We start from the raw sequence: 12,178 nt of genomic DNA, 5'->3' as shown, positions 1-12,178 counted from the left end.
TCAGCGATATATACATAACTACAAGGAGTTCAGCGTTATAAGAATTCGACTTATGACGACGGCAGAGTCTCTGCGGCTGCGTAGTCTGGAAAGGACATCATCGACTCGACCGGAGGATGCTCGTAGGTTGAGGAAAGAACGGCACTGAGCCGATCGCCCAACAGGTTCCAGGCGCTTTTCTTCTCTTCGGCATAGTCGTGATGCAGGTAATGACGCCTCACCCTAGAGCCGGCCAACACATGATTTTGGCAGCGATCGATGACGTCCAGGCTGACCCCCAAGGCCTGCATCATGGTCGCGCCGGTACGGCGCAGGTCATGCGGGGTCCAGTCACCGTTCTGGCCGTCAGCAAGCACCAGGGTATCGTCATGACGCCGTCTAGAGAGGGCCTTACGGTTTTTGAACCGAGCCTGACGATCGCCGACCTGTTTGCTCACCACTTTCACATCCACATGCCCATCATCCTGCTTGTTGGGAAAGCACCATTCAGAGTTTCCCGTCAGCGTCTTGAGTTCCTGAAAGAAATGCAGGGCAAATGACGAGAGGAACACATGGTGGTCCTGTTTCTTGCCCCGGGTGCCTTTGACGTTTTCACTGGGGAGGAACCAGGTCTGCCGGTCAAGATCGACATTTTTCCATTCGGCCTGGAGCAACTCGCCAATCCGGCACAGCGTACCCAGGCTGATCCAGAGTGCGAGTTGGGTTTCTTTCTTTAGCGGCCGTATGCCGTCGTATTTTTGCCCGGCGGGCAGGGCGTTGTAATCGGCAGTCATTTGCTGGAAGCGGTTGTGCAGTTCCAACAGCTCAGCCGGTGAAAGGATGCGGCTTCTTTCGGCCTCGTAGTCGGCTGGGATCAGAGGGGAGATGTCGACCAGTTCCGTCGGATCGCCCTCGATCAATAAGGCCCGCCAGGGCTGACGTTTTCTGGCCCAGCTGAACATCTGAGTGAGGTCGGCGAAGAAACTGATGGCTTGCCGGTGAGCGCCGCGGTTGACCACGGCGCGGATCAGCGCCCGAACATCGTGTTCGGAGACGCTGCTCACCGCGGTCTTGCCGAGTGCCGGATAAAGGTCCTTGTTAAAGCGTCGTTGCAATTCAGCATTGCCATCTTTCCGCGCTACGCCATCCAGCAGCCACGCGCTGGCCAGATCCTGGACGGTCAGCGTTTTCACCTTCGTCGTTTTTACTTGTTCAGCCTCTACGTTAGTAGCGGCGTATGCCTGGGCCTTGGCGGTTTTCTTTTGCTCGCTGGGATTGATCTGCTCATCAATGAGCGCCCGGGCCTGGTTGCGGGCCTTGCGGATGTCCGTCAGGGATTTGCGCGGCCAGGTTCCGCAGGCGTACTCTTTGTTTTGATTGCCCCAGCGATAACGGTAGAAAAAGCTGACTGACACGCCGTCCTTGCGGACTGAGATTCGACCGGCGAGATTACCATCCTCGCGGAGGATCCGGCCGGCATCATTGACGGTCAGCGACTCAAGTTCTTTGATGGTGATTTTGGCCATGAAATGGACTCCCCCTACTTTTACCCCCACAAAAACGTCGGCTCTTGATGGACGTTCCTGGACTCTCGTAGAGCAGAACACCGCTGGAGCTCAAGTAAATACTAGCTTAGAAAAATCCAGAGTAAAATTTTGGAATCTTTCAAGAAGTATGAAAAAGGAGATGGGGTGCTAGGGGTCGAGTGTTCGAATCACTCCGTCCCGACCATATAAATCAAGGGGTTGCGAGACTTTATCTCGCGACCCCTTTTTATTTTCGAGCGTTTTTACCCCTACAAAACGACTGGCTCTCGGTGGAATCTTTACCAACACCACCTGGGGTTACACCCTAAATTGTTGGCTTTCTCGGTGAGTTGGTTACCTTCACGGCACAGCTTTTAGCCTTAGGAGAGGTGCAATTGCAGAGTGTTGACGTGTGCATGGATATGCACATATAGTCGGTTGCATGACTAATCGAATCCTTAACCGAACCCGCGCAATTGACGCTGCAATCGAGTCTCTCGATGGCGCTTTCTTCAAGGCGCTTTGCGAGCCTTCGCGTGTAGCTGTGCTCAAGCGCGTGATGCAACTGGGGCGCGCCGACATCGGAGAGATTGCGGAAGCACTGCCCCAGGAACGCTCAGTTGTTTCCCGGCATCTGCAAGTACTGTTAGAGGCAGGTATCGTCCGCGGTACCAAGGTCAGCAGGCAGATGTTCTACGAGGTGGATGGTCCGGCAGTGGTGACACGCCTCGAAGCCATTCTTCAGCATATGAAAAGCCTCGCCCCATTCTGCTGCCCAGGTACGTCCGGATAGTTTTTTTTGCTCTGTAGTGTGCATGAGTGTGCATATATGAATGTAATAAATGAAATCTTGGATGTCATTGTGATCGGTGCAGGCCAGGCAGGATTAGCGTGCGGTTGGCACTTACAGCAGCAAAACCTTAGGTTCCTGATTTTGGATGCTGAGCGGTCACCGGGAGGGAATTGGCGCAATTACTACGACAGTCTGAAGCTTTTTTCTCCAGCTGCTTACTCGTCATTGCCAGGCATGCGCTTCCCGGCAGAACCTGATCATTACCCGCTTCGTGATGATGTCGTACGCTATCTGGAAGACTATGCAAAGGCATTCAGATTGCCAGTTCGTCAGTACACCCGCGTGCAGCATGTACGAAGAGCGCGCGGGCTGTTTCAGCTTCAAACGGACGATGGAGAAATTTTCTGCTCCAGGGCGCTGGTCGTGTGTACGGGGGGATTCAATCAGCCGTTCATTCCAGATATTCAAGGGCTTCAGGGCTTTCTCGGGCGCAGTTTGCACAGCGCGGAATATCGAAATGCCGAAGGCTTTGGTGATCAACGAGTGGTTGTGGTCGGTGCTGCGAACTCGGCTGTTCAAATTGCTTATGAACTGGCCCATGTGAGCAAAGTCGTGCTGGCAAGCAGGGAGCCAATTCGGTTTTTTCCACAAAAGATACTGGGTCTGGATTTTCATGCGTGGTTGAAATGGTCGGGGTTGGAAAAGACCCGTTGGTTGAATGACCAAAGTACGCCGGTGCTTGATGACGGGATCTATCGTCGAGCCCTTAAGAAAAAGTTGTTCGAGCGTAAGCCGATGTTCGAGGCGATAACACCAACCGGCGTGATCTGGGCTGATGGGCAGCACACTGAAGCCGATAGCCTGGTGTTTGCTACCGGATTTCGCCCGAACTTGGAATTTTTGAGCGGGTTGGAATGCCCAGGCGATGAATATTGGGCTCATCGTAACGGGCAGGCCGAGCACCTACCTGGGCTGTATTTTGTCGGTCTGCCGAAGCAACGGAACTTTGCTTCAGCGACCCTCAGAGGTGTCGGCCAGGATGCGTCTTACATCATGCCCAGCTTGATGCGATTTGTCCGCGGTATGCCTGTTTAGAAGACAACTTGGCAGTTGACGAATCTCAACCGCAGCAACGTTTAGTCAGTGCGTCGAGTCGTTGGAAGGCGCCAGCTGGCGATGAAGCACAGCAAAACCAAACCGCACATAACGACAAGCAGTGCCGAGGCTCCAAAGTTCTGCAAAACAAATGCGGCGGCTATCGGGCCGCCGGCCTGGGCCACGAGTACCGGCCTGGCGAGAAGCCCCATTCTCGCTCCGTAGCCTTGCGGGGCAAACAGCGCCAAGGGGAGGGTGCCGCGAGCGATCGTTAGGATGCCGTTGCCTGCGCCGTAGAGTGCGATCGCCACGAAGGCCATCCAGGGCATCCCTGAGATCAATAATCCCAACCCGACCAGGCATAGAAACACACCGACCCGCGCTGACCAGGTCGGGTGGAGATTTCTGCCTATGGAAAACTCTGCCACCCGTGCCAAGACTTGCGAGGGACCAATCACCATGCCGATGGCCAAGGCCACAGCGGTCGCGATTCCCAGCTGCTTGAGGACATTAAGCAGGTGTACTGAGATACCTGATACGACCAGCGCTAGAACCGTCAGCATGGCGCCAATCAATAAGAATAGATAATTGGTGGTCTTGGGGTGAAGCTCGGACGCGCTGGGTGATTCTGTTATGACGGGGTGGGGTGGTTGTTTTGTGCTTCCAGGAATCAACAGCGAGTGGATGGGTAGCCCAATCAAGAGATGAGCAGCCGCGAGAACAAAGCAGGCGTTTCTCCAGCCGATCCAACTTTCCAGTCCTGCGATCACCGGCCAACCTATGGTACTGGCGAACCCACCTAACAAGGTCAGCCCGGTAATTGACGTTCGAGCCCCTTCGCCGAACAGTCGTCCCAGGGTTGAGAAGGCTGCGTCGTATAAACCCGCCGCCATGGCAACACCGATCAACGTCCAGGCGACATAGTAAGTGGCAACGTTGCCCGCCAGTCCCATTAGTAGCATGCCGAGAGCCAGCAGCAGTGAACTGGCCGCTAGGACAGAGCGTCCGCCGTGGCGGTCAATCTGACGACCAACGGCCGGCGAGGAGGCTCCCGCTACCAAAAGTCCCCAGGACAGACCGCCCACCACATTGGTGATGGACCATCCCGTCTCTTTGGCTATCGGAGACGCAAGCACTGCGGGCAAGTAGTAGGTCGAACCCCAGGCGAGAATTTGAGTAAAACCCATCGCCCATACGAGTCTGGAGCGATTGATCGGGGGATGGATCTGTTCTGGAAGTGTCATGACCGACGTGCTCATTTTTTTGTTGTCAGTAACAACAAGCTATCGCCTTCCTTTGGTTATCGTCAACCGAGAGATCGGTGTTGACGCTTTCGGGATACCAGGATTATTGTTGCAGCTAACAACTAATTTGTGACGGTTATGACGAAGCGTAAAAACGATCAGTTGACTCAGGATTCCGAGGACCTATACGAAGCGTTGAATCAGTTGGTTCGCGTCCATCAGTTCCGTGATCGTGATCGGATTTGCTGTTACGACGTATCGGTCACCCAATGCTATGCCGTCGAGACGCTGGTCAAAAGGGGCGCACTGCGCCTTCAGGTTTTGGCCGAAGAAATGTTCTTGGACAAGAGCACGGCGAGTCGAGTGATCGATACCCTGGAACGCAAGGGGTATGTGTCACGTGTTGAGGATGATGAAGATCGGCGTGCAGTACGAATCCAGGCAACGGATGCTGGGCGTGAGCTATACGCGAAAATCAGAGCTGACCTGATTGCAGAGGAGCGAGCGATGATCGAGAACCTCTCAGCTGAGGCTAGGCAGGGAGCGCTGAGTTTACTCAGACAGATTACGCGGGCCACGGAGATTCGCTGCGGGCTCGTGAATGAGTGCTGCCCAGCCGTGAAGAGCAAGGAATGAAAGGGAAGAACTTCCCTTTTTTTGCCAATAATGTTGTTACTACCAACGTAATGGGGCTCCAACAATGCGAGTTCGTTTAGCTGAAACTAAAGACACTGTTTCAATAGCCGCCATCTACAACCAGGGGATCGAGGAGCGTAGCTCTACGTTTGAAACGACTCCTCGAAGCCCGGCAGACATGCTTGATCGCATCAAATCAATGGAGCGCTATCCAGTGTTGGTCATGGTCGATGAGACGGATCAGGTTGTTGGATGGGCAGGACTCAGTAGTTATCGCGCTCGTGCCTGTTACGACGGCATTGCGGATTTTTCCATTTACCTAGATCGCAGTGTTCGCGGCCAGGGGCTAGGCAAACAGTTACTTCAGGCACTGCTGAAAGAAGCCGAAGCTCGCGGATTCTGGAAAGTCCTTTCACGCATTTTTACCTTCAATCACTCCAGCCTCGCATTGTGCGAAGCCTGCGGTTTCCGCCAAGTGGGGGTATATGAAAAACACGCCTGCCTAGAAGGACGTTGGCTCGACTGCGCGATTGTCGAGCGCCTGTTCGCGAACAATCAGCCAACCTGAAGGAGTCGATCATGGATAACACTCACCTTCCCGTCGCCATAATCGGTGCAGGCCCAGTGGGCCTCGCCACAGCCGCTCACCTGCTGGCCAGAGGTATCACTCCGCTGATCCTGGAAGCTGGTCCGGAGGCTGGGGCCAGCATTGAAGAATGGGCGCATGTGAAGATGTTCTCTCCGTGGCAGTTCAATGTGGACAAGGAGGCGGCCAATCTTCTGCTGGCCGATGGTTGGACTCCACCACCGGAGAACGAGTATCCAACGGGTCGTGAACTGCTGGACCGGTTTGTTCGACCTTTCGCCGACCTCGAACAGATCAAGCGTCACTTGCAGTTCAATACCCGTGTTCTGGCAGCCACTCGCGTCGGTCAGGATGTGATGAAGACCCAGGGCAGATCGGCAGCTCCTTTTTTACTGCGTGTCGCAGGGCCGGCGGGTGAACAGGATGTGCTTGCCAGTGCTGTCATTGATGCCTCGGGCACCTACCTGACACCAAACTGGATGGGCGCCCATGGCATCCCTGCATTGGGCGAGATCGAGCATGCAGCGCACATTGCGTACGGCATTCCGGAGGTGCTGGGTCGTGCGCGGAATCGCTATGCCAACAAAAGAGTGCTGGTGGTGGGTGGTGGTCACTCCGCGTTTAACGCCCTACAGGATCTGGTGCGTCTGATTCAGGAGGCACCGCAAACCAAAGTGCTATGGGCGATCCGGGGTAATTCTCTTGAGCGCATTCTGGGTGGTGGTGCGAATGATCAATTGGAAGAGCGCGGAAAGCTCGGCCTGAAGATTCGCCAATTGCTGAATGACGGCGTGATCGAGCTGTTCAAAAACGTCGCTATTGATCAGGTTGTAGGCAATGGCCAAGGGTTGGTTGTGAAGGCGGGAGACCAGATACTTCCACCTGTGGACCAAATCATTGTGGCGACCGGATTCCGACCTGACATGAGCCTGCTCGCCGAGTTGCGTATCGCACTTGATCCCGCAACTCAAAGCGCAGTGTTGCTCGCTCCAATGATCGATCCCAACGAGCACAGCTGCGGTACGGTCAGACCTCATGGCGCGATAGAACTTGCCCATCCTGAGGAAGGTTTGTTCATTGTTGGGATGAAGAGCTATGGTCGGGCGCCTACGTTCTTGTTGATGACTGGGTATGAGCAAGTTCGCTCTGTCGTCGCGGCGCTGGCGGGTGATTGGGATGCGGCCAAAAGGGTTGAGCTGATCCTCCCGGAAACGGGCATTTGCAACTCGGATTTCGATGAAGTCGATGATCGCTTGAAGGCTTCGGCAAGTCAGACGTCTTGTTGTGGCACCGGAGAGACAATCCTTGAGGCCGCGCCTCGTACCTCGCCGGGTTGTTGCAAAGCCTAGTGCGCAGTAACCGAACCCGCCCTCGATGACCGGGGCGGGTTAGGGGCGACCTTCTTATTTTCTTTTGCACGTCCAGGTAGTCCTTGAACCAAGGAGCGACCTATTTCTGGGTGAGTAACAGATTCATTACAGAAACCATATATGCACCGCCGCAGATATTTGAAGAGACACGGAAGGCTGGCTAGCGCCTTAATACACAGCTTTCATTGAAGGTGCTCGGCGGAGTCCAATCGTTTTGATGGATTAATGGGTCGTTGACTCTTTATCTTGCATGCGGAAAAACATATATTCGTTAAACCGCATATGAGCTGAGGCTTCACAATGACCAGCAAAGCCCGTGTCCTGTTCGTCTGTACTGCCAACGCTGCACGCTCCCAGTTGGCCCAAGCGTTGCTGAGGCATACCGATTCGGAGCATTTCGAGGCGTTCAGCGCCGGCACAACTCCAACTCAGGTAGATCCGCGCACCTTCGAGGCGCTTTCACACATCGGTGTGAGCACCGAAGGATTACGTAGCAAGTCGATAGACGAATTCCGTGGTGAGCGTTTCGATTACGTCATCACCTTGTGTGATAAAGCCGCAGCGGAATGCCTGTCTTTACCTGGAGCGGGTGAGGCATTGGCCTGGAGTTTTGAAGACCCGGTCACCAGCACCAAACCCGATGCCTTCCGTCACACCCTTCACGAAATTCATGAGCGCATCAAGATGTTCGTCTTGGTCAAAAACAAACACTGAGAAAACGATATGGCTGACCATCTGACACCGACCACTGTTTTCAAATGCCTTGCTGACGACACTCGGGTCCGCACGATGATGCTCATCACCCGTGAAGGAGAGTTTTGTGTTTGCGAGCTGACCTGCGCGTTGAACGAGAGTCAGCCGAAAATCTCCAGGCACCTAGCGCAACTGCGTACTTGCGGCCTGTTGTCGGACCGTCGGCAAGGCCAATGGGTGTATTACCGACTGCACCCGAATCTCCCTGATTGGGTTCATCAAGTGCTGACCACCGTGCTGGAAAGCAACAAGCACTGGTTGAGCCCTGATGCCAAACGCCTTGATGAAATGGGTGACCGTCCTGAACGGGCAGCCGTGTGCTGTGAAAGCAAAATCGCCTGATTCCGCCTTCGACTACGAGATCGCTCGATGAAAATCCTGTTCCTCTGCACTGCCAATAGCTGTCGCAGCATCCTTTGTGAGGCGGTTTTCAATCACTTGGCACCGGAAGGCATGAAAGCCTACAGCGCTGGCAGTCAGCCCAAAGGGGGAGTGCATCCGCTGAGTCTAAAAACGTTGGAGAAAGCAGTTATTTCGACAGACGGATTGTTCAGTAAGTCCAGCGATGTCCATGTGAACCTGGCTCCCGATTTTGTCATCACGGTGTGCGACAAGGCTGCCGGTGAGGCCTGCCCGGTATTTTTCGGACCGGCCACCAAGGCCCACTGGGGGCTGGCTGACCCTTCGGAATACCACGGAACTCAAGCAGAGATCGAGGCGGCTTTTGAAGCCACGTTGGAGCAGATCAGAACCCGTATTGAAGCCTTCCTGGCTTTACCGCATTCCCAACTGAATGCCGAACAGCTCAAGGCAGAGCTGGCCCTGATTAGCACGCTGTAACCACAGGAGCAATGATCATGAGTAAAAGCCGCCTTTCCTTCCTGGACCGATACCTGACCCTGTGGATTTTTCTCGCCATGGCCTTGGGCATCGGTTTGGGGAGCCTGTTCGAAGGCAGGCCGCAGTGGCTCAACAGTCTTTCCGTGGGCACAACCAACATACCCATCGCTATTGGCTTGATCGTGATGATGTATCCGCCTCTGGCCAAGGTTCGTTATGAGGAGCTGCCGGAAGTCTTCAAGGACAAGCGCATCCTCGTTTTGTCCTTGGTCCAGAACTGGGTCATCGGCCCGGTGTTGATGTTCGCGCTGGCGATCATCTTCTTGCGGGACCAGCCGGAATACATGACCGGCCTGATCCTGATCGGCTTGGCTCGTTGCATCGCGATGGTGCTGGTCTGGAATCAGATCGCAGGTGGCAACAATCAGTACGTCGCCGGATTGGTGGCGTTCAACAGCATCTTCCAGATCCTGTTTTTCAGCGTGTATGCCTGGATCTTTCTGGGGCTATTGCCGCCGCTGTTCGGGCTGGAAGGCAGTGTGATCGAGACCAGCTTTGTCACCATTGCCGAGTCGGTTCTGATCTATCTGGGTGTGCCGTTCCTGGCGGGATTTCTTACCCGCAAGATTCTCATCGCCCGTAAAGGCGAGGCTTGGTTCCAGGAACGCTTCATTCCCAAGATCAGCCCGCTGACGCTGGTGGCGCTGCTGTTGACCATCGTGGCCATGTTCAGCCTCAAGGGGGATGTGGTGCTGCAATTGCCGTTGGATGTATTGCGCATCGCGATCCCTCTGACGATCTACTTCGTGGTGATGTTTTTCATTAGCTTCTGGATGGGCAAGCTGCTCAAGGCTGACTACCCGCGCACCACCGCATTGGCTTTCACAGCCGCGAGCAACAACTTCGAACTGGCAATTGCCGTGGCCATTGCCACCTTCGGCCTGGCTTCTCCGGTCGCTTTTGCCACGGTGATTGGTCCGCTGGTGGAAGTACCGGTACTTATTTCTCTGGTCGGTGTGGCCCTTTGGTTGAAACGCCGCTGGTTCGATGAATCCAAGAGCGCCATTGCGCAGGACAAAGACTATGTTTGATGACCCTATCCCCCAACTCGATACCGAACTGGTTGATCTCCCATCGACAGACAAACTCGGTATCGAAAAGACCTCCATCCACAAGCCGCGCATTTTGCTGCTGTACGGATCGACCCGTGAGCGCTCCTTCAGTCGCCTTTTGGTAGAGGAAGCGGCTCGACTGCTGGAGCATTTCGGCGCCGAGGCGCGGATTTTCAATCCGTCAGGTTTGCCGCTGCCAGATGACGCACCCGACGATCATCTACGTGTGAAGGTGCTGCGCGAGCTGATGCTGTGGTCCGAGGGGCAGGTCTGGTGCTCTCCAGAGCGTCACGGTTCCATGAGCGCAGTGTTCAAAGCGCAGATTGATTGGGTGCCACTGGCGATGGGCGCGGTACGCCCGACCCAGGGAAAAACCCTCGCGGTCATGCAGGTATGCGGTGGCTCGCAGTCGTTCAACGTGGTCAATCAGCTGCGAGTGCTGGGACGTTGGATGCGCATGTTCACCATCCCCAACCAGTCCTCCGTGCCGAAGGCCTATATGGAGTTCGACGATAACGGCCGGATGAAACCTTCTCCGTTCTACGACCGTGTCGTTGATGTGATGGAAGAGTTGGTGAAATTCACGCTGCTGCTTCGCGACCGCCAGGACTATCTGGTGGATCGTTATTCCGAGCGCAAAGAGTCGGCGGAAGAACTTATGAAACGTGTCAATCAGCGCTCCATCTGAGGATTTTTAGCCGTGCAACAACACCCATATTCCGTACTGTCGCTGGCACAGTTCAATGGTCAATTGATCTTCACCCCGTGTCCAGGCACGAAGGGCACCAAGCCTTTCGAGGCGCTGCAAACCCTCAAGGAAGCGGGGGCCTCGGCCTTGCTGACGCTGATGCCGACCGAAGAGTTGCTTCAAAACGAGATCGACCTGCTGCCGGAAGAATGCCAAATGCTAGGCATCGAGTGGTTTCACCTGCCAGTAGAAGACGATCAAGCGCCTGGCGAAGCATTCAAAGCCGCATGGGAACAGCATCATCCGCGACTCCAGCAGTTGCTGACCGAAGGGAAAACCATTGCCATCCATTGCAAGGGCGGCTCGGGCCGTACCGGTTTGATCGCGGCTCAACTGTTGATCGAAAGCGGTGTGCCATTCAGCGATGCCATCCGCGATGTTCAGTCGTTGCGTCCGCGGGCCATCCAGCATCCAGCCCACATTGAATACATCGGCCAGTTCGACACTCAGTCGAACTCTCACTGACAACAGATACAGAGCACAACAACATGACTATCAAAGTTGGCATCAATGGTTTTGGCCGGATCGGTCGCCTCGCTCTGCGAGCCGCCTGGAACTGGCCGGAGTTTGAGTTCGTGCAGATCAACGATCCGGCAGGCGATGCAGTAACCCATGCGCACCTGATCAATTTCGACTCGGTGCATGGTCGTTGGCACAACGAAGCCAGCGCTGAAGGCGATCAGGTGGTCATTGGCGGCAAGCGCATCAAGGTCACCGCGAACAAAGCGATTGCGGACACCGACTGGTCGGGCTGCGATCTGGTGATCGAGGCCAGCGGCAAGATGAAAACCGTGGCGGTGTTGCAGGCTTACCTCGACCAAGGCGTGAAGCGTGTGGTGGTCTGCGCTCCGGTGAAGGAAAAAGGGGCATTGAACGTCGTCATGGGCGTCAACCATCAGCTGTTCAAGCCGGCTGAACATCGAATCGTCACCGCTGCTTCTTGCACCACAAACTGTCTGGCGCCAGTGGTGAAAGTGATCCACGAAAAGCTGGGCATTCGCCACGGTTCGATCACCACCATCCACGACCTGACCAACACCCAAAGCATTCTCGATCAGCCGCACAAGGATCTGCGTCGTGCGCGTGCTTCGGGGATGAGTTTGATTCCGACCAGCACCGGCTCGGCCACCGCCATCGCCGAAATTTTCCCGGAGCTGCGTGGACGACTGAATGGTCACGCCGTACGCGTGCCGCTAGCCAACGCTTCGCTGACTGACTGTGTCTTCGAGGTCGAGCGCGCCACGACCGTCGAAGAAGTGAATCAACTCCTCAAGCACGCTGCCGAGAACGAGCTGAAAGACATCCTCGGTTTCGAGACGCGTCCGTTGGTGTCCATCGACTACCGTACTGACCCGCGCTCATCGATCATCGATGCGCTGTCGACCATGGTTATCAATGGCACCCAGGTCAAACTTTACGCCTGGTACGACAACGAGTGGGGCTATGCCAACCGTACCGTCGAACTGGCCAAAATGGTTGGTCTGGCAGTCTAAGGA

Annotated in this window: 15 protein-coding genes; 13 read left to right on the top strand and 2 right to left on the bottom strand. The window is 55.1% G+C overall.

Going from position 1 to position 12,178, the window contains the following annotated elements; all coding sequences use genetic code 11:
- Window positions 1-50: 50 nt before the first annotated feature.
- Window positions 51-1,505: a site-specific integrase gene (locus tag HBO05_RS11960; protein ID WP_126588881.1), complete on the bottom strand. Its 1,455-nt coding sequence runs from the start codon at window positions 1,503-1,505 to the stop codon at window positions 51-53.
- A gap of 442 nt (window positions 1,506-1,947) precedes the next feature.
- Between HBO05_RS11960 and HBO05_RS11955 the strand changes: the two genes are divergently transcribed.
- Together HBO05_RS11955 and HBO05_RS11950 are read left to right on the top strand one after the other, a co-directional pair.
- Entirely contained in the window at window positions 1,948-2,298 is a 351-nt protein-coding gene (locus tag HBO05_RS11955; RefSeq protein WP_048377495.1) for a metalloregulator ArsR/SmtB family transcription factor, read from the top strand.
- 36 nt (window positions 2,299-2,334) lie between these two features.
- Complete coding sequence (locus tag HBO05_RS11950; protein ID WP_048377494.1) at window positions 2,335-3,393, top strand: NAD(P)/FAD-dependent oxidoreductase; 1,059 nt, start codon at window positions 2,335-2,337, stop codon at window positions 3,391-3,393.
- A 41-nt stretch (window positions 3,394-3,434) separates the two neighbouring features.
- Here HBO05_RS11950 and HBO05_RS11945 read toward each other — a convergent pair whose 3' ends face one another.
- Entirely contained in the window at window positions 3,435-4,637 is a 1,203-nt protein-coding gene (locus HBO05_RS11945) for an MFS transporter (protein WP_048377493.1), read from the bottom strand.
- Between HBO05_RS11945 and HBO05_RS29280 the strand changes: the two genes are divergently transcribed.
- From HBO05_RS29280 to HBO05_RS11900, 11 genes are all read left to right on the top strand, one after another.
- The gene (locus tag HBO05_RS29280) at window positions 4,636-4,770 is read left to right on the top strand and encodes a hypothetical protein (RefSeq protein ID WP_258558634.1); all 135 of its coding nucleotides are present in this window, start codon (window positions 4,636-4,638) and stop codon (window positions 4,768-4,770) included. The genes HBO05_RS11945 and HBO05_RS29280 overlap by 2 nt on opposite strands.
- A gap of 5 nt (window positions 4,771-4,775) precedes the next feature.
- Window positions 4,776-5,273, top strand: coding sequence for a MarR family transcriptional regulator (locus tag HBO05_RS11940; RefSeq protein ID WP_048377492.1), 498 nt, complete (start codon window positions 4,776-4,778; stop codon window positions 5,271-5,273).
- Between the two features lie 64 nt (window positions 5,274-5,337).
- Window positions 5,338-5,841: an arsinothricin resistance N-acetyltransferase ArsN1 family A gene (locus HBO05_RS11935; protein ID WP_048377491.1), complete on the top strand. Its 504-nt coding sequence runs from the start codon at window positions 5,338-5,340 to the stop codon at window positions 5,839-5,841.
- Window positions 5,842-5,852: 11 nt separating this feature from the next.
- Window positions 5,853-7,208 (top strand): FAD-dependent oxidoreductase, encoded by a 1,356-nt coding sequence (locus tag HBO05_RS11930; protein WP_048377490.1) that lies wholly within the window; start codon window positions 5,853-5,855, stop codon window positions 7,206-7,208.
- Between the two features lie 321 nt (window positions 7,209-7,529).
- On the top strand, window positions 7,530-7,943 hold the full coding sequence (locus HBO05_RS29275) for an arsenate reductase ArsC (RefSeq protein ID WP_046056646.1): 414 nt from the start codon (window positions 7,530-7,532) through the stop codon (window positions 7,941-7,943).
- A 9-nt stretch (window positions 7,944-7,952) separates the two neighbouring features.
- Window positions 7,953-8,324 (top strand): metalloregulator ArsR/SmtB family transcription factor, encoded by a 372-nt coding sequence (locus tag HBO05_RS29270; RefSeq protein ID WP_048377489.1) that lies wholly within the window; start codon window positions 7,953-7,955, stop codon window positions 8,322-8,324.
- Window positions 8,325-8,351: 27 nt separating this feature from the next.
- A complete protein-coding gene (locus HBO05_RS11920; protein WP_048377488.1) occupies window positions 8,352-8,822 on the top strand; it encodes an arsenate reductase ArsC in 471 nt (156 codons plus the stop codon).
- Window positions 8,823-8,839: 17 nt separating this feature from the next.
- The gene (gene arsB / locus HBO05_RS11915) at window positions 8,840-9,913 is read left to right on the top strand and encodes an ACR3 family arsenite efflux transporter (protein WP_048377487.1); all 1,074 of its coding nucleotides are present in this window, start codon (window positions 8,840-8,842) and stop codon (window positions 9,911-9,913) included.
- Window positions 9,906-10,622: an arsenical resistance protein ArsH gene (gene arsH / locus HBO05_RS11910; RefSeq protein WP_048377486.1), complete on the top strand. Its 717-nt coding sequence runs from the start codon at window positions 9,906-9,908 to the stop codon at window positions 10,620-10,622. The genes arsB and arsH overlap by 8 nt, the downstream gene beginning before the upstream one ends.
- Window positions 10,623-10,634: 12 nt before the next feature.
- Entirely contained in the window at window positions 10,635-11,147 is a 513-nt protein-coding gene (locus HBO05_RS11905; protein WP_048377485.1) for a tyrosine-protein phosphatase, read from the top strand.
- A gap of 23 nt (window positions 11,148-11,170) precedes the next feature.
- Entirely contained in the window at window positions 11,171-12,175 is a 1,005-nt protein-coding gene (locus HBO05_RS11900; protein ID WP_048377484.1) for an ArsJ-associated glyceraldehyde-3-phosphate dehydrogenase, read from the top strand.
- Window positions 12,176-12,178: the final 3 nt, after the last annotated feature.

It is taken from the genome of Pseudomonas sp. WS 5079 (assembly GCF_012985465.1).
GTDB lineage: Bacteria > Pseudomonadota > Gammaproteobacteria > Pseudomonadales > Pseudomonadaceae > Aquipseudomonas.
This window is presented reverse-complemented; position numbering and strand designations above follow the sequence as displayed.